Source organism: Pseudomonas sp. PDM28, assembly GCF_019219115.1.
Taxonomy (GTDB): Bacteria; Pseudomonadota; Gammaproteobacteria; order Pseudomonadales; family Pseudomonadaceae; genus Aquipseudomonas; species Aquipseudomonas laurylsulfatiphila.
This window is the reverse complement of the sequence record NZ_JAHUWG010000009.1, coordinates 241,682-263,456: the sequence shown is the minus strand read 5'-3', so window position 1 is coordinate 263,456 and position 21,775 is coordinate 241,682. Positions and strand designations below refer to the sequence as shown.

Here is a 21,775-nt window from a genome sequence, read left to right as displayed (position 1 = left end):
GTCAATGTGTGTTGGTTGGCTGCCATATTAATCAATAAATCATATGTTAAAAGCGGAAAAAACCCACCATTACAATCAGATTAGTTGATCATTTGCGAGAGACAACCTTTTGTCCCTGGGGCTCCAACGACTCCCGCTCCCGGTCGAACGCCAAGTAATACTTGTTCACGCTATTAACATAGCTGACGGGCCCCATACCCACCTGTTCCATGGCCACGCGTTCGACCTGGAAGAACCACTGGTTGGGATTCAAGCCGCGCCGCCGGGCTTCGGTGCGCATGCCCTGAACCCGCTCCGGCCCGATGTTGTAGGCCGCCAACACGAAAGCCATGCGTTCGCGCTCGTTGAGTTTCGGGCTGGCAAAGAACTTGCGCCGGATCATCGCCAGGTACTTGGCCCCGGCCTGCACATTGCCGTCTACGTCCTGAATGTTGCTGACCCCCACCCGCTGCGCCGCAGAAGGCGTGATCTGCATCAGGCCGGTCGGGCTGCCGCCACTGCGGGCGGTGGGCTGCAACGCTGACTCCTTGAAGGCCAGTGCCGCCAGGTTCAGCCAGTCCATGCCCTGGGCATCGGCGTGTTTCTGCAGCACCGGACGCAGTTTTTCCAGGCGCTGCCGGTCCGCCTTGGCCAGTGGATAGTGCACTTGATAGAGACGACGATAGATGCGCAGGAATGCAGCGTCCTGATCCGACGGTTTTTTGTAGACGGTGAGGAAGCGATCAATGCTGGCCCGCAGCATCGACGCATCACGGCGCACGAACCAGAACTCTTCGCCCGGCTCACTGATGACGACCTGCTTGTCGAAACGCAGCTTGGGCAGGATTTTGCCCCAGCGTTCGGCAATCGGTTGCTCGACGATGGTCAGGTGAAAGATTCCGCCCTGGACCATCTCCAGTACGTCCTCGACGGCAAGGCTCGGATCGACCCACTCGATGTCGACCGGCGGCAGCTTGTGCAGGGCGAGCTTTTGATTGATCTGGCTGATGGCATCCCCGGCGGCGCTGCCGGCGGGTAGCGCCAGGGTCTTGCCGGAGAGCTGTTCAAGCCGGGTGTAGCGGCGTTCGCCCTTGATGCCCACCAGGACCAACGGGATGTTGCTGGCAATCGGCTCACTGGTGCTGACGGCGAAGCCCGGTTGCAGGTCGAGCAACTCGCCTGGCGCCACCAGATCACCCTCCCCGCGCTGCAAGGCGCCGAGTAGTTGATCCTTGGCCTTGGGAATGATCTTGAGGGTGATTTCCTGACCGTCACGGGCGTGGCCGTTGAGGTATTGCTCGAACGCTCTCAGGCGATGGTATTCAACCCCGATCGCCTGCCCCTGGACTTCGCCGGAACTGTTGCGGCTCTGGTTGACCAGCACCCGCAGCACACGACTGCTGCGGATCTGCGCAAGGTCGCGCACCTCGCTGGCCGGTACGGCTTGCAGCGGCCCGGGCAGACGCGCGACCGCCGTCATCGGCAGTAGCAGCGAACAACACAGCAGTAGCAAAACCGAGGGACGAATCATCCACTCTCCGGAAAGAATATGAGGCCGCTTCAATGTAGCGCGGCGACAAAAACAGGGCGCCCAGGGCGCTGACAACGCGCGAAAGACTGGCACAATGATGGCAAAACTACCAACCCAGCCAGGCCCGCGGCTCAAGAGACAGCGTTAACCCGTTGTAGTTCTTGGCTTTTCTTATAAATCCACGGCTCTGATATGCTTTCCGGCCTTTGGGCCGAGGTAGCACCATGCAACTCATCGATATCGGCGTCAACCTGACCAACGCCAGTTTTGCCGACAAACACCAGGCCGTACTCGACCGCGCCTACGCGGCCGGCGTGTGCCAATTGGTGCTGACGGGCACCAGTGTCGAGGGCAGCGAACAGGCCCTTGAGCTGTGCCGGCAACTGGACGCAAGCAATCAGCGCCTGTTCGCCACCGCCGGTATTCATCCTCACTGCGCCAGCGACTGGAACGCCGACAGCGCCCGCCGTCTGCGCAGCTTGCTCAAGGAGCCGAATGTCGTAGCCGTGGGTGAGTGCGGGCTGGATTTCAATCGTGATTTCTCGCCGCGCCCGCAGCAGGAAAAGGTCCTCGAAGAACATCTGGCCTTGGCCGTCGAATTGCAGCTGCCGGTTTTTCTGCACGAACGTGACGCCAGCCAGCGTTTGCTGGAGATCCTGCGCGACTTCCGCGACCAATTGCCGGCCGCGGTGGTGCACTGCTTCACCGGGGAACAGAAGGCACTGTTCAGCTACCTCGATCTCGACCTGCACATTGGCATTACCGGCTGGATCTGCGACGAACGCCGGGGCACGCATTTGCATCCGCTGGTCAAGGAGATCAAGCGCGGACGCCTGATGCTCGAAAGCGATGCGCCGTACCTGCTGCCGCGCAGCCTGCGCCCCAAGCCGAAAAACGGGCGAAACGAGCCGGCGTACCTGACCGAAGTATTGCGCGAAGTGGCACTGCATCGCGGGGAAAGCCAGGAGGATCTGGCGGCACACACCACAGCCTGTGCACGCGCGTTTTATGGCCTGCCATTGATCTCCTGTTCACCATAAATCCCTGTGGGAGCGAGCTTGCTCGCGATGGCGGCAACACATTCGGTACGGATGTGACTGACAAACCGCAATCGCGAGCAAGCTCGCTCCCACAGGTTCGAAATTGATCTGCATCAAGAACCAGCCACCTGAGTAGCGGCACAATGCTGGCACCTTGCCAAAACTGTTTCCGCTATCAGAGAAGACCTCCATGGGTGCCTGGCTTAGCAATATCTCGTTGAAATACAAATTCTGGGCGGTCAACGCCGTCGCGTTCGTCACCACCCTGTTGTTGGTGCTGTACGCGGTGCAGCTTGAACAGCAGGCCCGCAGTCACGCGTCCCAGGCTTCGGCCCAGGCCCAGGCGCGATTGCTCGAAGCCTGGCCCGCCGGGCAACCGCTGCCCCACGCCGACAACCTGCTGGCGTTCAGCCGCGGGCAAGCCCCCATGCTCAATGAGCGCCCCGTGCAAGAACTGGCCGACGCCAATGGCTGGGTCGAGATCAGCTCAATGCCGTTGTTCGGTGACAACCCATTGATGGGCGCCGAAGTATTCGCACGCGCCGACGGGCAGCGGGTCGCCGTGATCGCCCACGGTCCAAGCCTGAGCCAGGTGTTCAACGAGCGTTTCGCTAACTACGCGGTGGCGGTGTTCATCCTGATGCTGGCCATGCTCGGTGCATCGCAGTTGTTGATCCGTTTCCTGCTCAGCCAGCTCAACACACTGAAAGACGTCATGTTGCACGTGGAGAAAACCGGCGACCTGTCGACCCGCGTGCCATTGGCTTGCAGCGACGAAGTCGGGCAGATGGCCAACGCCTTCAACGCCATGCAGGCCGGTTATCAACGGGTGGTCAACACCGTCGCCAGCACCGCCCGGCAACTGGACACCGGCGCTGCACGGCTGGCGGCGAGCATGAATGAAGTGCGCCACGGCATGCTCGGTCAGCAAAGCGAAACCGACCAGGCCGCCACGGCGATCAACGAAATGACCGCCACGGTCTATCACATCGCCCAGCACGCGGGTGCCACCCGTGACCTTTCGCAATCGGCCGATACCCTGGCCGGTAGTGGGCAGGAAGTGGTGACGCGGGTGCAGCGCTCGATTGCCGGGCTGTCCACCGGCGTGCAGCAGACCGCCGAGATGATTCAACGCCTGGCTGAGGACAGCCAGAAGATCAACGGCGTGGTCAACGTGATTCACAGCATCGCCGAACAGACCAACCTGCTGGCGCTCAACGCCGCCATCGAAGCGGCCCGGGCCGGCGAGATGGGGCGCGGCTTTGCGGTAGTCGCCGATGAAGTACGTAACCTGGCCAAACGCGTGCAAACCTCCACGGATGAAATCACGATCATGGTCTCGGCGTTGCAGGCCGGGACGCGGGACGCCGTGGATTTCATGCAAGAGAGCTCGTTCAAGGCCGACGACTGCGTACGACAAGCGCAAGAAGCCGGCGCGGCCCTGGCCGAAATCACCGGCGCAGTGGCACAGATGCGTGAAAGCAACACGCAGATCGCCGTGGCGGCCGAGCAACAGAGCCAGGTGGCGGAAGAGATGAACCGGGCGGTGGTGAGCATCCGTGACGTGACTGAAAACACGGTGCAGCAGACGGTGTCTTCGGCGACTACCAGCAATGAGCTGGCGGCGCTGGCCGGAGAGTTGAGCAAGGCGATAGGTCAGCTCAAACTCTGAGGGCCCTTTCGCGAGCAAGCCCGCTCCCACAGGTAACCGCATTCTTTCATAGGAATACGCTCAAAATGTGGGAGCGGGCTCGCTCGCGAAGGCGTCAGAACTGGCACCCTCTTTTCCAGTCATGGCTCCTATCAAGCCAATAGCCAGCCTTGATTCGCCGCCGGCATTGACCGGGCCTATTCTTCATTACATGTGTTCAACATGGATCGAGGATCAGCATCATGGGCAAACGTCACCCCAACCTTCCCGCCTGGCAATGGCGAGCGTACCCGAACAATCATCAGCACCCGACCAATCTGGTGTTGCACCTGATCGCGGTGCCGCTGTTCATCGTGGCATTTCTGCTGATCGTATCCGGGGTCTTCAGCCTGAGCCTGGCCAACATCGCCATTGGCGTGATCGGCGTGATTGCGGCGCTGGCGCTGCAACGCCACGGCCACAGCATGGAGACGCAAGCCGCCGAGCCGTTCAGTGACCGCAAGGATGCAATATCGCGCCTGTTGGTCGAGCAGTTTCTGACCTTTCCGCGGTTCTTCCTCAGCGGTGGCTGGTGGCGCGCCTGGCGTGAGCGCCACCGTCGTCACTGATCAGGCGAACACCGTCACCGTCTGCCGGCTCATGGCGATCAACCGGCCATCGGCGCTCCACATTTTCGCGGCGGCGTGCCCGTAACCATCCGCGGCATGCTCGGTCTCGACGAGGTATTTGCACCAGTCCAGGGTGGTCAATTCCAGCAGCGGTTGCACGAACTCGATGGTCCAGGTCAGCGTGCTGCCCATCGCCGGCTTCTTCAAAAACGGCATCAGGGCCGGCGGCCAGGCGTCCACCAGTGCGAGGATATGCGCCTCGCTGATGGCCTCTTCCTTGACATCGCCGCGCAGGCGCACCCAACCACCCATTTGCCGCGATGTGCTACCACTGAACGGCAGCCCGCCAACACTCCAGCGCATCGCCAGGTGCCGCATGAACTCAGGGATGACGCCTTCGACAAAAGGCAATTCCTGGCACTCGTCCCAGTGCTTCATTTCAGGTGCCGGTTCAGCGGCCACGGCCACCACCGAAGGACGTGAAGCGCCGAAGCTCCCCTGGATCAACGTCACCACCTGCCCCTTTTGCATCACCCGGCCCAACACCTGGCTGACTGCCTTGCCTTCGCGCAAAACGTCGACTTCAAAGCTGACTGGAACCTCGGGCTCGACCGGGCCGACAAAGGTGATCGCCAATGAGCGCACCGGGCGATCCGCTGGCACCCGGGCACGCATGGCTTCGTACTGCAAAGCCGCCACCACGCCACCGAAACTGGCGCGCCCCTGGCCCCAGGAGGCCGGAATGGACAGCTCCAGCGGCTGGCTACGGACAGCGTCAAGCAGTTCGGAAAAACGCATGAAAAACCTCAGGGATCGGAAAAAGATGAAGGGATCTTAACCAGCCGGCGAGATGGATACATCGCCTATTCCGGACAAATTGACTGACAGATAAGTCGCGCAGGTTTCACGTCGAACATAAAACCCCTGTGGGAGCGGGCTTGCTCGCGAAGACGGTTTGTCAGTCACCAACAATGTCCGGGCTGATGGCCTTTTCGCGAGCAAGCCCGCTCCCACATTTGTTCGGTGGTGATCTCAGGATTTGAAGCAATCGCGACTGAGCTTTTCCAGCACACGGTCCGCACGGCTTTCTGCCTCGGCCATGGTGGTTGTCCAGACCGCGACACAGGGCTGCAAATCCGCTTCCTGCTCAGCCATGGCCAGCCATTGCACGCAATCGTGCCAGTCACCCAGCGCGCCCTGGGCCGATTTCAATCGGGGCATGGCCGCTTTCGGCAAACGGTCCAGCTCGGGGTAAGCGTCGATGCCATAGCGTACGCGCTTGATCAGCAGGCGTAGCCGATGACGGTCGTGGGCCGGGTCGTGCAGTGCTTCGTCGAGTTTTTTCCACTGTTTGCCCAGGCGTTTTTCGATGTGCTTGCGCAGGCCCTTGAGCAATCCCTGGCGCTGGGCAGCGCGCAGAAAACGCGGGAACGCATCGAGGACGATCAGCAACCGCGCGAGCTCGGGACTGGCCGCCACGGCCGGATAGGCTTCGGCCATTTGCGCCATGCGCCACTGTGCAGCTTGGGGTTGACCGTACTGAAGCAGGTAAGCCGCCAGCACTTCGCGATCACGCAACGGCGTGGTCAGATCGCCCACCCGTGAAGCAGCCGCTTCCAGTTGTTCGACACCGGGTAAACCTTGCAAGGGTCGCAACAGGCTGCGTAACCGACGCATGGTGGTGCGCAGATCGTGTAAAGCTTCAGGGTCGGTGCGCTCTTTCAAGCGGGCCTGACAGGCCAGCAGACGAACTTCCAGGCTCAGGACATGAGCCACCAGCCGATCGATCATGGGGGTTTACTCCGTAAACAACGCCATACATCTGTAGGAGCTGGCTTGCCAGCGATGGCGACATCAGGTCGCATAATGTTCAACGGCCTATCGCCGGCAAGCCGGCTCCTACAGGACTAGCAGAGTTTTCAACGCCCCGCGCGCGACTCACGAATATAGAAGCGGGCCTTCTCGGCTTTCCTGGTGCAGCCTTCGAACCCTTCGAATTGCTGCTGGGTCTTGGCCGCGGTTAACAGCGACAGGGCCTTGGAGTAGCTGACGGTCCCGGCGAAACCTTCGGCTTTGGCCAGGTCCAGTTCATGCCATGCCGCATCCAGGTTACTTCCGCAACTGTCGCGGTAGGCGGTTTTGCCGGCACAACCGGCGAGCGCCAAGGCAATCAATGGCACGCAGATCCAGGCTTTCATCACTTACTCCTCAAAAATAGGTCAACAGTCATGCAGATAAGACGGTGTGGCAGCTGAAAAGTGCCGTTGGTCCGCTGTGCGAACTATAGCGCTGACGCGAACAACCCTGTGCCGCCATGGAGTGTCGAAAATACGACGCTCTTGCCCCCTCGAACGACCATGACGATTGAAGCATGCCCCTCGATGGGTGCATTGTTGAAGCATTCAAACGAGGGCGATTCATGAAAAAGCGTGTCGCACTGGTATTGGGCTCGGGTGGAGCCCGGGGTTACGCACATATTGGGGTCATTGAAGAGATCGAACGGCGCGGCTATGACATTGCCTGTATCGCCGGTTGCTCCATGGGCGCGGTGGTGGGCGGGATCTACGCCGCCGGCAAACTCAATGAATACCGCGACTGGATCGAGAGCCTGGACTACCTCGACGTGTTGCGCCTGGTGGACGTCAGTTTTCGTCTGGGGGCGATTCGTGGCGAGAAAGTGTTCGGGCAGATTCGCAAGATCGTCGGCGAGATCAACATCGAAGACTTGCGCATCCCCTATACCGCCGTTGCCGCCGACCTGACCAACCAGCAGGAAATCTGGTTCCAGGAAGGTTGCCTGCACCAGGCGATGCGCGCCTCGGCAGCGATTCCCAGTCTGTTCACCCCGGTGATGCAGGGCAACCGCATGCTGGTCGATGGCGGCATTCTCAACCCGCTGCCGATCGTGCCCGTGGTGTCGAGCCATTGCGACCTGATCATCGCGGTCAACCTCAACTCCACCAACCAACGCCACTACCAATTGCCGGTGATCCAGCGCCCCGCCGCGTTCAAGACCCGCTTCGACAACCTGATGAGTTCAGTCGGCTCGAAGTTGCCGTTCCGGCGTAAACAGGCGGAACAATTGTTGATCCTGGAGCAGGAAGCGTTGAAAGCCGAAGGGGCGGATTTCAACCCGTGGATCGAGTCCGCCGAGCCCGAAGCACAGCAACCCGCTGCTGCTCCGGAAGCCAGTGGCGCGCCCCGCTCCGCCACCGGTTCGTTCATCATCGACAACGTCGGACCGGCGTCCTTGCTCGACTTGATCAACCAGAGTTTCGAGGTGATGCAGACGTCGCTGGCGCAGTACAAGATTGCCGGGTATCCACCGGACATCCTGATCAACGTGCCCAAGCGCGTATGCCGGTTTTTCGAGTTCTACAAGGCGCCGGAGCTGATCGCGCTGGGACGGGAAATTGCGCGGGATACGCTGGATCGGTATGAGAATGAGCAGAACTGAAAGCCTGGAAGTTCTCGATTGAATGTAATGCCCTCTTCGCGAGCAAGCCCGCTCCCACAGTGAATCTTTGGTGTACACAAAATCCCATGTGGGAGCGGGCTTGCTCGCGAAAGCGCCAGATCAGTCACCACAAAATTTCAAAACTACTCACTCAATAACCGATACCCCACCCCTGCCTCGGTCACGATGAATCTTGGCTGGGTCGGGTCATCCGCCAGTTTCTGGCGCAAGTGCCCGACCACGATGCGCAGGTAGTGAGTGTCTTCGGTGTGCGTCGGCCCCCAGATGTCCTTGAGCAATTGCTGCTGGGTGATCACCCGCCCGGGATGCCGCGCCAGTTGCGCCAGCACGGCGTATTCCTTGCGAGTCAAGGCGACTTCGATACCTTCGAGCAACACCCGGCGATACGCCAGGTCAACCGTCAAAGGACCGAAGTTCAGCGCCGCTGGCTGGGCTTCGCCCACAGGCGCCTGGCGCAGCAACGCACGAATCCGCGCCAGGAATTCCTGGATGCCGAACGGCTTGGTCACGTAGTCATTGGCGCCGCCATCCAGGGCCTCGACTTTCTGCCCTTCACCGGCGCGCACGGAGAGCACCAGCACCGGCACCGTCGACCACTCGCGAAAATCGCGCAATACCTGTTGGCCGTCCATGTCCGGCAAGCCGAGATCGAGCACCAGCAAGTCCGGTTTGTTCAATGCAGCCTGGGCCAGTCCTTCACTGCCCGTGCCGGCCTCCAGCACTTTGTAGCCTTGGGAAACGAGGCTGATGCGCAGGAATTTGCGGATCTGCGGTTCGTCGTCGATGACCAGGATGGTCGCGGTCTGGCTCATGAGTTCACATCAATACAAAGAAGTGGCAAGAGAGTAGCGCAAGCAGGATCAGGCTTCACTCTCGTATCCCGGCTGAGCCTGTAGCGGCAGGTGCAACGTGATGCAGGTGCCGCGCCCCTCGATGCCGTCGGCGACGCTGATGCGCCCGCCATGGGCACCGACCATGCCCTGACAGATCGCCAACCCCAGTCCGGTGCCTTGTCCGCCACGATCCCCCCGCGCTGCGGTGTAGAACATGTCGAAAATCTTCGCCCGATCCTCCTCCGGAATCCCCGGGCCCTCATCGCTGACCGAAAAAAACAGCTCACTGCCGTCTGCCCCGGCGCGCAATTGCAAACGCCCGTGGGGCGGCGAAAAGCGCGCGGCGTTTTCCAGCACGTTGACCAATGCCTGTTCGATCAGCGCGGCGTGCACATACAACAGCGGTAACTCGGCCGGCACGTCGGTGCTGACTTGCAGCGGCGCAAGGACTGCGCGCAGGCGATTGAGCGCACTGCCGACGATATCGGCCGGTGACACCCAGTCCCGCGCCAGCTTCAGGGCTCCGTGGCCGAGGCGGGTCATGTCGAGCAGATTCTGGATATAACGATCAAGGCGCTCGGCTTCATCGCGGGTGCCTTCGAGCAGTTCACGCCGGTCCTCCAGCGGGATCGCTTCCCCCAGGGCCAGCAGGCTATCGATACTGCCGCGCATGGACGTCAAGGGTGTGCGCAAATCGTGGGACACCGAAGCCAGCAAGGCGCTGCGCAACTGCTCGGTTTCACCGTGCAGCCGCGCCGCTTCCAGATCATCGGCCAGTTGCGCCCGGGCCAGCGCCTGGGCCAGCGGCTGGCTCAGCGCGGTCAACAAACGACGGCGCTGACCGCTCAGGGTCTGGCCTTCCTTGGCGCACACGCCAAGCAGCGCGAGCGGGCCGTCCTCGACCGATAACGGCCACCACCACCAGCGGCCGAACGGCAAGGTGCCGGTGCCCGCACCTGCCGGTTGATCGTGCTGCCAGGCCCAATCGGCGGCGGCGCGCTCAGCTTCGGTGAACTCCAGCGGGCCACCGGTTTCGACTTTCCAGCCGCTCTGCCCGTCGCGATTGAGCAGACACAGTTGCACGTCGCTCCAACCGTTGAGGTGCTGGGCGGCCGCACTGACCACGGCCTGGCGGTCGGTGGCGGCCGTCAGTTTGCGTGACAGGTCGAGCAATTCAGTGGTCTCTTCCTGGGTATCGCGCAGTGCCTGCAATTGCCTGCGCTGGCGCGCCGCGAGGTTGCCGGTGAGGGCTGCCATCAGCAGGAAAAACAGCAAGGTCAGTACGTCTTCTTCGCGCTGGATGCTGAAAGAGAAAGTCGGTGGAATGAACAGGAAGTCATAGGTCAGGAACGACAGCGCCGCACAGGCCAGCGCCGGCCCGAGACTGCTGCGCACCGCCACCAGCAGCACCGCGGCGAGGAACACCAGTGAAATATTGGGCAGTGGCAGGACACTCGCCACCGCCCAGGCCAGGGCGCTGGCCAGAACCGTCGCGACCACGGCCAGCGCGTAGTCGAACCAGACCAGTGCCCCCATCGACCGCTGATGGGGTTGATGCTGTTCGTGATCGCTATCGAGAACGTTGATTTCCAGTCCGCGCGCATTGCGCAGCAGTCGCGCCGCCAACCCGCCACCGAACAGGCGTCGGCGCAATCTCGGCCGGGACTGGCCGACCAGCACCAGGCTGGCGCGACGTTCGGCGGCATGCTGGATCAGGGTTTTCGCCACCTCACCGGCGCGCAGCAACACCACTTCACCGCCCAGGCGTTCGGCCAGTTGCTGGGCGCTCTGCAGGCGCAGGCGTGACTGCTCGTCACGCACGCGACCGTTGTCCACGTGCACCAGGCTCCAGGGCAGGTGCCGCCGTTGGGCCACGCGACTGGCATGCCGTACCAGACGCTCGGCCTGGGCATCGCCGTCCACCCCTACCAGCAAACGCCCGCGCACCGCTGGCGCCGCTTGTCCGAGTTGGCGATAGCCCAGGGCCAGATCGTTATCGACCTGAGCCGCTGCGGTTTGCATCGCCAGTTCGCGCAGGGCTGTCAGGTTGGTCTGGGAAAAGAACGCGTCGATGGCCGCCCGCGCCTGCTCCGGCACATAGACCTTGCCGTCGCGCAGGCGCTCGAGCAGTTCCCGTGGCGGCAAGTCGATCAGCAGCAGTTCGTAGGCCTCTTGCAGCACCCAGTCCGGCAGGGTTTCACGGACCTGCACGCCGGTGATGCCACGCACCTGATCGTTGAGGCTTTCCAGGTGCTGGACGTTGACCGTTGTGTAGACATCAATGCCGGCGGCGAGCAGCTCCTGAATGTCCTGCCAGCGTTTTTCGTGACGGCTGCCGGGTGCGTTGGTGTGCGCCAGTTCGTCGACCAGCACCAGCTTCGGTTTGGCGAGGAGCAGACCGTCCAGGTCCATTTCCTCGAGCAACACACCACGGTATTCCGAGCGCACCAACGGCTGCTGCGGCAAGCCGCTGAGCAGTACTTCGGTTTCGGCGCGGCCGTGGGTTTCGACGACGCCGGCAATGACCTTCACGCCTTGACGCAGTTGGGTGTGGGCCGCCTGGAGCATGGCGTAGGTCTTGCCGACTCCAGGCGCGGCGCCGAGAAATACCTTGAGCCGGCCACGGCCATCGCGGGGCAGGTCTGCTAACAGCGCGTCGGCGCGGCCGGAGTTGCTCATGCTTGGAGTTCTCGTCTTTCAGATGTTGATGTAGTGATTGTCAAACCGTCTTCGCGAGCAAGCCCGCTCCCACAGGAGTACGCATTCCAATTGTGGGAGCGGGCTTGCTCGCGAATGGCAGCACCACGGACCTAAAGCTTTTCCAGCGCCAGATTCAACTCAAGCACATTCACCACCGGCGGGCCTACCAATGGCTGCTCGATGTGCGCGTCCAGCAGCTGTTGCAGTGACGCGACCGGCAGATTGCGCGCCGCCGCGACACGCGCCAGTTGATAGGCAATCGCCGCCGGTGGCAAGTGCGGATCGAGACCGCTGCCCGACGTCGTGATCAGCGCCAACGGCACCGGTCCCTGGCCGGGCACCAGCAGCTTGCCGGCTTCGTCGATCACCCGCGTGGCCAAGGCCGGGTTGCTCGGCGACAGGTTGCTGGCGCTGCTCGATACGGTGGCAAAGGCACCGGCCGAAGGACGCGGGTGGAACCAGGCGTCGCCGACGAAATCCTGGGCAATCAGCGAGGAACCGCGGACCTTGCCATCGGCATCGCGCACCAGGCTGCCATTGGCCTGGTCCGGGAAGGCGACCTGGGCCACGCCTGTGACCACCAGGGGATAGGCGACGCCGGTGATCAGCGTCATCAGGACCAGCAGGCTCAGGGCCGGGCGTATCAATGTGGACATTTCAAAATCCTCGAATTCGTAATTCAATCAATTGGACCGTGTCGCATTCTTCGCGAGCAGGCTCGCTCCCACAGGGCGAAAGCATTTCAAATGTGGGAGCGAGCCTGCTCGCGAAGGCGGTGCATCTGGCACCCCGCGCAGGTCAAACCAGATGCAACGCCGTCAACAGCATGTCGATCGCCTTGATGCCCACGAACGGCACCAGGATCCCGCCCAGGCCATAGATCAGCAGATTGCGTCGCAACAGCGCCGCCGCACTCGCCGCCTGCACGCGCACACCGCGCAATGCCAGGGGAATCAGCACCACGATGATCAGCGCGTTGAAAACGATCGCCGACAGAATCGCGCTCTGCGGACTGCTCAGGTGCATCACGTTGAGCACGCCCAGTTGCGGGTAGATCGCGGCGAACAGCGCCGGCAGGATCGCGAAGTACTTGGCCACGTCGTTGGCGATGGAAAAGGTCGTCAGCGCACCGCGGGTGACCAGCAATTCCTTGCCGATCTGCACCACGTCCAGCAACTTGGTCGGGTCGCTGTCGAGGTCGACCATGTTGGCCGCTTCACGTGCCGCTTGCGTGCCGTCGTTCATCGCCATGCCGACGTCCGCCTGGGCCAGTGCCGGGGCATCGTTGGCGCCGTCGCCGCACATGGCGACCAGGCGACCGTCGTTTTGCTCGTGACGAATGCGCGCCAGTTTTTTCTCCGGCGTGGCTTCCGCCAGCACATCGTCCACACCGGCCTCAGCGGCGATGGCGGCTGCAGTCAACGGGTTGTCGCCGGTGACCATGACCGTGCGAATGCCAAGCTTGCGCAACTCGGCAAAACGCTCGCGGATACCGGGCTTGACCACGTCCTTGAGGTGGATCGCGCCGAGCAACTTGCCGTCGGCGCAGACTAGCAAGGGGGTGCCGCCGCTTTGCGCGATCTTGTCGATTTCGCGGGACAGGGCCGGTGCCAGGTCAGCACGTTTCAGGCCGACGAAGGCCAGCAATGAATCCACCGCTCCCTTGCGGTACACACGCCCTTGATAGTCGACACCGGACAAGCGGGTTTCGGCACTGAAGGGCACGGCTGTCAGCAGGTCGGCGGACGGTTCCGGTTGCGGATGAGTGCCACGCAGGTACTCGACGATCGACTTGCCTTCAGCGGTGTCGTCGGCCAGCGACGCCAGCAACGCGCCTTCGGCCAATTCCTTGCCTGTCACGCCTGGCGCGGCATACACCGCCGAGCAACGACGATTACCGAAGGTGATGGTGCCGGTCTTGTCCAGCAGCAGGACGTGCACGTCCCCCGCCGCTTCCACCGCACGACCGGACTTGGCGATCACGTTCAGGCGCACCAGACGATCCATGCCGGCGATACCGATGGCCGACAACAGGCCGCCGATGGTAGTCGGAATCAAGGTGACCAACAGCGCCACCAGGAACACCAGCGGCAAGCTGCCGTTTGCGAAGTGGGCGAACGGTTGCAGGGTGACGACCACCAGCAGGAAGATCAGGGTCAGGCCGATCAGCAGGATGTCGAGCGCCACTTCGTTCGGGGTTTTCTGGCGTTTGGCGCCTTCGACCAGGGCGATCATGCGGTCCAGGGTCGACTCGCCAGGGTTGGTGGTGATCTTCACCAGCAGCCAGTCGGACACCAGCCGCGTATTGCCGGTGACGGCCGAGCGGTCGCCGCCGGACTCGCGAATCACCGGTGCCGACTCACCGGTAATCGCCGCTTCGTTGACCGCTGCGATGCCTTCGAGCACTTCGCCGTCTCCGGGGATCATCTCCCCGGCTTCGACACGCACCACATCGCCCTTGCGCAGACTGGTGGCCGGCACCACCTGGAATGTGCCATTGCTGGTTTTACGCCGGGCGCTGAGGCCTTCGCTACCGGCCTTGAGGCTGTCGGCGCGGGCCTTGCCACGACCTTCGGCCAAAGCTTCGGCGAAGTTGGCGAACAACACGGTGAACCACAGCCACACGGCAATTTGCGCGGCGACGAAGGTCGGTACGGCCGTATCGGGAATGAAGCACAGCACGGTGGTCAGGATCGCGGTCAGTTCGACCACCAGCATCACTGGCGCACGTTGCAATTGCCGCGGGTCGAGCTTGACGAAGGCTTGCACCAGTGCCGGGCGCCACAGGGCCGAGATCGCGGTTTTCGGTTGCTCCGGCGCCTTGACGGCGACGGTTTTGGATACGGGCATATTCATCTTCAACTTCCTCAGAAGGCCATGCTCAGATGTTCAGCAATCGGGCCCAGCGCCAGGGTCGGCAGGAATGTCAGGCCGCCCACCAGCAAAATGGTCACGGTCAGCAAGGTCACGAACAGGGGGCCGTGGGTCGGGAAGCTGTTCTGGCCAATCGGTGCGGTTTTCTTCATCGCCAGGCTGCCGGCCAGGGCCAGAACCGGGAGGATGTAACCGAAGCGACCAATCAACATGCCCAGGCCCAGCATCAGGTTGTGAAACGGCGTGTTGGCACCGAAGCCAGCGAACGCCGAACCGTTGTTGGCACTGGCCGAGGTGTAGGCGTAGAGCAACTGACTGAAACCGTGGGCGCCGGGATTGCTCACCGAGGCCACCGGGCCTGGCAGGCTGGCGGCAATCGCGCCGAGCACCAATACGCCAATCGGCATGACCATCAGGGTCAGCACCAGCAATTGCACTTCCCTGGCTTGTAGCTTCTTGCCGAGGTACTCCGGCGTACGACCGATCATCAGGCCGGCGAGGAACACCGCGATCAGCACGTTGAGCAACATGCCGTAGAGCCCGGCACCGACACCGCCGAAGATCACCTCGCCAACCATCATGTTGACCAGCGCGACCATGCCGCTCAGCGGATTGAGGCTGTCGTGCATGCCGTTGACCGAACCGTTGGACGCCGCCGTGGTGGTTACCGACCAGAGCACCGTGGCGGTAGTGCCGAAACGCGCCTCCTTGCCTTCCAGCGGCGCAGTCTGCTCGACGGCTACGTTGTTCAGGGTCGGGTTCGGCTGGTATTCAGCCCATAGCGAGGTCGCGCCGCCGATCAGGAACAGCGCCAGCATGCAGGCGATGATCGCGCGACTCTGACGCAAGTCCTTCACGTAGTGGCCGAAGGTGAACACCAGCGCCACCGGGATCAGGATGATCGAGGCCACTTCGAACAGGTTGCTCCAGGCCGTCGGGTTCTCGAACGGATGCGCCGAGTTGACGCCGAAGAAGCCGCCACCGTTGGTACCCAATTGCTTGATCGCAATCTGGCTGGCAGCCGGGCCCAGTGGAATGACCTGGTCGACGCCTTGCACCGTCACCGCATTCACGTACTGCGCGAAGGTTTGTGGCACGCCCTGCCAGACCAGATACAGCGCCAGCAGCAGGCACAGCGGCAGCAGGCCGTAGAGGGTGGCGCGGGTCATGTCGACCCAGAAATTGCCCAGCGATGCAGTGGATTTGCGCCCGATACCGCGGCACAGCGCAACCAGTACGGCCAGGCCAGTGGCGGCGCTGACGAAGTTCTGCACGGTGAGGCCGGCCATCTGGCTCAAGTAGCTCAGGGACGCTTCGCCGCTGTAAGCCTGCCAGTTGGTGTTGGTCATGAAACTGACGGCGGTGTTGAACGCCAGCGTCCACTCCTGGCCCGGCAGGTTTTGCGGGTTCAGCGGCAAATGGTCCTGGAACAACAGGATCGCGAACAGCAGCAGGAAACCCGCAAGGTTGAAGGCGAGCAAGGCCAGCGCGTACTTCTGCCAGCTCTGTTCGGCGTGCGGATCGACGCCCGCCAGGCGATAGCAACCGCGTTCGACCGGGCCGAGGAGCGGCAACAGCCACGTGCGCTGCCCTTCCATTACCTTGTAGTAGAAGCGCCCGAGAAACGGCGCCGGGACCAATACCAGGGCGAAAAACCCTAGGATCAGCCAATAGTCATAACTGTGCATAGCCGCTCCTAGTTCCGGTCCGCGCGCAACAGCGCAACCAACAGATAAATGAACAGCCCCACTGCCAACAGCAGTGACACCCCGTCCAGAACGCTCATGGAAGTTCTCCGTATTACGGCGTATTGCCGCGTGTGGAGTCATTGTCGGAAAAGAGGCTGTAAAGGAACGAGACCGAGGGTGCGGGCCGGGCATAAAGAAAGCGTAAAGAGTGGGTTTACGCTGGGGTTACGGGGTGCGCGATGGCGATCCGGTACGCAAAAACCGCGCGGGTCGTACCTGGAACTCCAAATTGTGCGCAAGAGTAGTGAGTGACGGCGGCAACTCATGGATAATCGAACCTGATCGGCGCGACGCAACCAAATGGGTCAAGAACTCTTGCACCTCCCCGCTCGCGCCTGCAAGCTACCGCCATTCGCATTACTGAAAAAGGCTGGCCCAACGTGCGTATCCTCATTACCGGCGGAGCCGGCTTCATCGGCTCGGCCCTTGTTCGCGAGCTGATCCAACACACCGGGCATGAAGTGCTCAACCTGGACAAACTGACGTATGCCGGCAATCTCGAATCGCTGACCAGCATCGCCAACGACACGCGCTACGAGTTCGTTCAGGCCGATATTGTCGACCAGGCCACCGTCAGTGCTGTGCTGGCCCGCTTCCAGCCTCACGCGATCATGCACCTGGCAGCGGAGTCCCACGTCGATCGTTCCATCGACGGGCCATCGGAATTCATCCAGACCAACATCGTCGGCACCTACAGCCTGCTCGAAGCTGCCCGTGCCTATTGGCAAGCCCTCCCGGAGCCCGAGAAAAGCGCGTTCCGCTTTCATCACATCTCCACTGACGAGGTTTACGGCGACCTGCACGGTGTCGACGACCTGTTTACGGAAACGACGCCCTACGCCCCCAGCTCCCCCTACTCCGCCAGCAAGGCTGCGTCCGACCATCTGGTCCGCGCCTGGCAGCGAACCTATGGCTTGCCGGTGCTGCTGACCAATTGCTCGAACAATTACGGGCCTTTCCACTTCCCCGAGAAACTGATTCCGCTGGTCATCCTCAATGCCCTGGCCGGCAAGCCGCTGCCGGTGTATGGCAACGGCCTGCAAGTGCGCGACTGGCTGTTCGTCGAAGATCACGCCCGGGCACTGCTCAAGGTGGTGACCACCGGCACCGTCGGCGAGACCTACAACATCGGCGGGCACAACGAACAAAAGAACATCGACGTGGTGCGCGGCATCTGCGCCCTGCTCGAAGAACTGGCACCGCACAAGCCTGAGGGCGTTGCGCATTACGCCGACCTGATCACGTTCGTCCAGGACCGCCCTGGTCATGACTTACGTTACGCAATCGACGCCGGCAAGATTGAACGCGAACTGGGCTGGGTGCCCGAAGAGACCTTCGAAACCGGCCTGCGCAAAACCGTTCAATGGTATCTCGACAACCTGGAGTGGTGCCGCCGTGTCCAGGACGGCAGCTATCAAGGTGAACGCCTTGGCGCCATCAATCCCAAGGAGCTGCTCGCATGATGAAAGGCATCGTTTTGGCGGGTGGCTCAGGCACGCGCCTGCACCCGATTACGCTCGGCGTGTCGAAGCAGCTGTTGCCGGTCTATGACAAGCCCATGATCTACTATCCGATCTCGGTGCTGATGCTGGCCGGCATCAAGGACATCCTGCTGATCTCCACCCCGCAGGATCTGCCGCAGTATCGCAATCTGCTGGGTGACGGCAGCCAGTTCGGGGTGAACTTCAGCTTTGCCGAGCAGCCTTCACCGGACGGTCTGGCCCAGGCTTTCCTGATTGGCGAGGAGTTCATCGGCGATGACCCTGTGTGCCTGATCCTGGGCGATAACATCTTCCACGGTCAGCACTTTGGCGAACAGTTGCAGAACGCGGCAAAACGCTGCTCCGGCGCCACCGTGTTCGGTTACTGGGTCAAGGATCCCGAGCGCTTCGGCGTCATCGACTTCGACAGCGAAGGCCGTGCGCTTTCGATCGAGGAAAAACCGAAAAAACCGAAATCCAGCTATGCCGTTACCGGCCTGTATTTCTACGACAACGACGTGATCGAGATCGCCAAGGCGGTCAAACCTTCGCCTCGCGGCGAGCTGGAAATCACCGACGTCAACAACGCCTATCTGCAACGCGGCGACCTGCAGGTCGAGCGTTTTGGTCGGGGTTTCGCCTGGCTCGACACCGGCACCCACGACAGCTTGCTCGAAGCCTCTCAATACGTGCAGACCATCGAACACCGCCAAGGCCTCAAAGTCGCCTGTCTCGAAGAAATAGCCTATGAAAATGGCTGGATCGACCGCGAACAGCTGCTGGAGCGCGCCCGGTACTTTGGCAAGACCGGATATGGCCAGTACCTGGCCAAACTGGCAGGGGAAGAGCCATGAACCTGTGTGAGCCCGATTTGCCTCGTGAAGAGACTGGGCTGCTGCCATGAAAGTACTCATCAATGGCCGCAATGGTCAGGTCTCCCATGAACTGCAACGGCGGCTGGGGGCTGTCGGCGAACTGATCGTATTGGGTCGCGATCAGCTCGATCTCGCGCAACCCGATCAGATTCGCCGCCAGGTGCAAAACATCAGGCCCGATCTGATCATCAACGCGGCGGCCCATACCGCCGTTGACCTGGCAGAAAGCGAGCCGCAAGCAGCCTTCGCCATCAACGCGATCGCTCCCGGCATCCTCGCCGAAGAGGCGCTGGCTCTGGACATCCCGTTGATACATTACTCCACGGACTATGTTTTCGACGGGTTGAAAGCCGAACCGTACAATGAGGACGACAGGCCCAATCCGCTCGGGGTATACGGCAAGAGCAAGCTGGCCGGCGAACAGGCCATCAGGGACGTGCAAGGCAAACACCTGATCCTGCGTACCAGTTGGGTCTATTCAACCCATGGCCGCAACTTTCTGCTGACGATGCAGCGCCTACTGCAAGAGAAACCGGAGTTGCGTGTAGTCGCCGATCAAATCGGGGCCCCTACCTGGGCCGGCACAATCGCCAACAGCACCCTTGCCCTGATTGAACACTGGCAGGCGAACGAAGTGGCCAACTGGGGCACTTATCACCTGACCGCTAAAGGTGAAACTTCCTGGTTTGGCTTCGCCCAGGCAATCGGCGAAGCATTGCGACAACAGGGCAAACCCTGCGCCACCCTGTTACCGATCCCGTCCAGCGACTACCCGACGCCTGCCGCCAGGCCGCTCAACTCGCGCCTGGACTGCAGTCGCTTGCAACGGGATTGGGGCGTCAGCCAACCTGACTGGCAGACGGCGCTGCGCGAGTGCCTTACCGAACAAACCTGAACATCAACGGCAGCCCGCACCTGCCTTGAAACACAACGTATCCGCATCGCAGCGGCGTCGTGTAGCAGACAGGCGGGCTTGCTCGCGAAAGCGGCATTTGCGGCAACGACGCCCCCGACTGACGCACAAAATCCGCACAATCAGACGCGAACATCTCCGATACGACGCCTTTCAGCCCATTACGACGCACCCAGGCGAAATGGCACGCCCACTGCACCGGCTTCCCCCCGAGCGTTCCAAACCACTCAGGGAGCAAGCGCATGAACACACAACTCAACCCCACGCTGGGCACGTTGCATCTGTGGGGCATCGCGGTCGGGCTGGTGATTTCCGGGGAGTATTTCGGCTGGAGTTATGGCTGGGGCGTGGCCGGGACCTTGGGCTTCCTGGTGACCTCGTTCATGGTTGCCACCATGTACACCTGTTTCATCTTCAGTTTCACCGAGTTGACCACAGCCATTCCTCACGCTGGAGGTCCCTTTGCCTACAGTCGTCGCGCGTTCGGGGAAAAAGGCGGATTGATCGCCGGCTTGGCGACATTGATCGAATTCGTCTTCGCCCCGCCGGCGATTGCGCTGGCCATCGGCGCCTATCTAAATGTCCAGTTTCCAGCCCTGGACCCGAAACACGCGGCAGTCGGTGCCTACATCCTGTTCATGGGTCTCAACATCCTCGGCGTGAAACTGGCGGCGACCTTCGAGCTGGTGGTCTGCGTGTTGGCGGTCGCTGAACTGCTGGTGTTCATGGGCGTGGTCGCGCCGGCGTTCAGTTTCAGCAACTTCGCCCTCAATGGCTGGGCCGGTAGCGACGTGTTCGGCGCTCCGGCGATCGCCGGAATGTTCGCGGCGATCCCCTTTGCCATCTGGTTCTTCCTGGCCATCGAAGGCGCCGCCATGGCCGCCGAAGAAGCCAAGGACCCGAAACGCACCATTCCCAAGGCCTACATCAGCGGTATCTTGACCCTGGTGCTGCTGGCGATGGGCGTGATGTTCTTCGCCGGTGGCGTAGGCGACTGGCGCACCCTGTCGAACATCAACGACCCGCTGCCCCAGGCGATGAAAACCGTGGTCGGCGAAAGCTCGGGCTGGCTGCACATGCTGGTGTGGATTGGCCTGTTCGGCCTGGTGGCGAGTTTCCACGGGATCATCCTTGGCTATTCACGCCAGTTCTTCGCCCTCGCCCGCGCCGGCTACCTGCCGGCGTCCCTGGCCAGATTGTCGCGCTTCCAGACACCGCACCGGGCGATCATCGCCGGCGGCGTGATCGGCATCGCGGCAATCTACAGCGACAGTTTGATCAACCTCGGCGGCATGACGCTGACGGCGGCGATGATCACCATGGCGGTGTTCGGCGCCATCGTCATGTACATCATGAGCATGCTCAGCCTGTTCAAGCTGCGCAAAACCGAGCCGAACCTGGAACGCACCTTCCGCGCCCCGTGCTACCCGCTGGTGCCGTTCATTGCGCTGATGCTGGCGGTGGTGTGCCTGGTGGCGATGGCCTGGTTCAACACCCTGATCGGCCTGATCTTCCTGGGCTTCATGGCCGCGGGTTTCGTGTACTTCACGCTCACCGCGCAATTGCGCGCCGACGCACCGGCGGACGCGATGCTGACCGGACTTTGAAAGCGTTCAAGTGAACCTTGGACAACAGGCATAGAATGGGGGTGATAGCGATGGAACTGCGATGAAACCCCGTCACTCAAAGAGCTATACGCGATTGGTTGGCGAACCCTCGTCGACCCGCCTGCTTTCAAGGAGAGTCCTATGCCCTGGTATGCCTGGTTGATTCTGGTCGTTGCCATCGGCTCGATCGTTGGTGGTCTGATGATGCTGCGCGACACCGCCAACAAGGTCGAACTGACCGAAGAGCAACGTAAGCGCGTCGCCGAACGCAATGCGGAAATGGACGCCAAGGAAGCGCAGGACCGCTGAATGAAAACCCCGCCTTGAACGGCGGGGTTTGTTTTTGCGTGGCTTGCCCTGAAATCATGCCGCTTTGTACCCATATCGAAGCATCTGCATGCTTTTTAGACGTAGAAGTACAGTCACCATGCAATTTTCATTGGTTAATATGGGCCGC

The 21,775-nt window shown here is 61.7% G+C and carries 19 protein-coding genes; 9 read left to right on the top strand and 10 right to left on the bottom strand.

Features of this window, described 5'->3' with window-relative positions:
• Window positions 1-88: 88 nt before the first annotated feature.
• Window positions 89-1,510, bottom strand: coding sequence for a transglycosylase SLT domain-containing protein (locus tag KW841_RS21560; RefSeq protein ID WP_218479684.1), 1,422 nt, complete (start codon window positions 1,508-1,510; stop codon window positions 89-91).
• A gap of 224 nt (window positions 1,511-1,734) precedes the next feature.
• On the opposite strand from KW841_RS21560, the gene KW841_RS21555 reads away from it, so the two are divergent.
• The 3 genes from KW841_RS21555 (at window position 1,735) to KW841_RS21545 (ending at window position 4,809) form a co-directional block, all read left to right on the top strand.
• Window positions 1,735-2,550, top strand: a complete 816-nt coding sequence (locus tag KW841_RS21555) for a TatD family hydrolase (protein WP_218479683.1) — start codon at window positions 1,735-1,737, stop codon at window positions 2,548-2,550.
• Window positions 2,551-2,740: 190 nt separating this feature from the next.
• Window positions 2,741-4,222, top strand: coding sequence for a methyl-accepting chemotaxis protein (locus KW841_RS21550; RefSeq protein WP_218479682.1), 1,482 nt, complete (start codon window positions 2,741-2,743; stop codon window positions 4,220-4,222).
• A gap of 221 nt (window positions 4,223-4,443) precedes the next feature.
• The gene (locus KW841_RS21545; protein WP_007973582.1) at window positions 4,444-4,809 is read left to right on the top strand and encodes an Mpo1-like protein; all 366 of its coding nucleotides are present in this window, start codon (window positions 4,444-4,446) and stop codon (window positions 4,807-4,809) included.
• On the opposite strand, the gene KW841_RS21540 is transcribed toward KW841_RS21545, so the two are convergent.
• From KW841_RS21540 to KW841_RS21530, 3 genes are all read right to left on the bottom strand, one after another.
• Window positions 4,810-5,607, bottom strand: a complete 798-nt coding sequence (locus tag KW841_RS21540) for an acyl-CoA thioesterase II (RefSeq protein WP_007973583.1) — start codon at window positions 5,605-5,607, stop codon at window positions 4,810-4,812.
• A 234-nt stretch (window positions 5,608-5,841) separates the two neighbouring features.
• A complete protein-coding gene (locus tag KW841_RS21535) occupies window positions 5,842-6,600 on the bottom strand; it encodes a CHAD domain-containing protein (protein ID WP_218479681.1) in 759 nt (252 codons plus the stop codon).
• Window positions 6,601-6,728: 128 nt separating this feature from the next.
• Window positions 6,729-7,007, bottom strand: a complete 279-nt coding sequence (locus tag KW841_RS21530) for a hypothetical protein (protein ID WP_007973587.1) — start codon at window positions 7,005-7,007, stop codon at window positions 6,729-6,731.
• Window positions 7,008-7,228: 221 nt separating this feature from the next.
• Between KW841_RS21530 and KW841_RS21525 the strand changes: the two genes are divergently transcribed.
• On the top strand, window positions 7,229-8,266 hold the full coding sequence (locus KW841_RS21525) for a patatin-like phospholipase family protein (RefSeq protein WP_007973589.1): 1,038 nt from the start codon (window positions 7,229-7,231) through the stop codon (window positions 8,264-8,266).
• 143 nt (window positions 8,267-8,409) lie between these two features.
• Here the strand turns inward: KW841_RS21525 and KW841_RS21520 are convergent, their stop codons facing one another.
• From KW841_RS21520 to kdpF, 6 genes are all read right to left on the bottom strand, one after another.
• Window positions 8,410-9,099, bottom strand: a complete 690-nt coding sequence (locus tag KW841_RS21520) for a response regulator (protein WP_218479680.1) — start codon at window positions 9,097-9,099, stop codon at window positions 8,410-8,412.
• A gap of 48 nt (window positions 9,100-9,147) precedes the next feature.
• Window positions 9,148-11,799, bottom strand: coding sequence for a sensor histidine kinase KdpD (locus tag KW841_RS21515; protein WP_218479679.1), 2,652 nt, complete (start codon window positions 11,797-11,799; stop codon window positions 9,148-9,150).
• Window positions 11,800-11,930: 131 nt separating this feature from the next.
• On the bottom strand, window positions 11,931-12,476 hold the full coding sequence (gene kdpC / locus KW841_RS21510) for a potassium-transporting ATPase subunit KdpC (RefSeq protein WP_218479678.1): 546 nt from the start codon (window positions 12,474-12,476) through the stop codon (window positions 11,931-11,933).
• 142 nt (window positions 12,477-12,618) lie between these two features.
• On the bottom strand, window positions 12,619-14,676 hold the full coding sequence (kdpB, locus tag KW841_RS21505) for a potassium-transporting ATPase subunit KdpB (protein WP_218479677.1): 2,058 nt from the start codon (window positions 14,674-14,676) through the stop codon (window positions 12,619-12,621).
• Between the two features lie 11 nt (window positions 14,677-14,687).
• A complete protein-coding gene (gene kdpA, locus KW841_RS21500; RefSeq protein WP_218479676.1) occupies window positions 14,688-16,382 on the bottom strand; it encodes a potassium-transporting ATPase subunit KdpA in 1,695 nt (564 codons plus the stop codon).
• Window positions 16,383-16,390: 8 nt separating this feature from the next.
• Window positions 16,391-16,480 (bottom strand): K(+)-transporting ATPase subunit F, encoded by a 90-nt coding sequence (gene kdpF, locus KW841_RS21495; RefSeq protein ID WP_007899818.1) that lies wholly within the window; start codon window positions 16,478-16,480, stop codon window positions 16,391-16,393.
• 342 nt (window positions 16,481-16,822) lie between these two features.
• Between kdpF and rfbB the strand changes: the two genes are divergently transcribed.
• From rfbB to KW841_RS21470, 5 genes are all read left to right on the top strand, one after another.
• Entirely contained in the window at window positions 16,823-17,905 is a 1,083-nt protein-coding gene (rfbB, locus tag KW841_RS21490; RefSeq protein WP_218479675.1) for a dTDP-glucose 4,6-dehydratase, read from the top strand.
• The gene (rfbA, locus tag KW841_RS21485) at window positions 17,902-18,777 is read left to right on the top strand and encodes a glucose-1-phosphate thymidylyltransferase RfbA (protein ID WP_218479674.1); all 876 of its coding nucleotides are present in this window, start codon (window positions 17,902-17,904) and stop codon (window positions 18,775-18,777) included. Before rfbB ends, rfbA begins: the two co-directional genes overlap by 4 nt.
• 46 nt (window positions 18,778-18,823) lie before the next feature.
• A complete protein-coding gene (gene rfbD / locus KW841_RS21480; protein WP_218479673.1) occupies window positions 18,824-19,693 on the top strand; it encodes a dTDP-4-dehydrorhamnose reductase in 870 nt (289 codons plus the stop codon).
• A gap of 260 nt (window positions 19,694-19,953) precedes the next feature.
• On the top strand, window positions 19,954-21,318 hold the full coding sequence (gene eat, locus KW841_RS21475; RefSeq protein WP_218479672.1) for an ethanolamine permease: 1,365 nt from the start codon (window positions 19,954-19,956) through the stop codon (window positions 21,316-21,318).
• A 141-nt stretch (window positions 21,319-21,459) separates the two neighbouring features.
• Complete coding sequence (locus KW841_RS21470) at window positions 21,460-21,627, top strand: DUF2897 family protein (RefSeq protein ID WP_079246726.1); 168 nt, start codon at window positions 21,460-21,462, stop codon at window positions 21,625-21,627.
• Window positions 21,628-21,775: the final 148 nt, after the last annotated feature.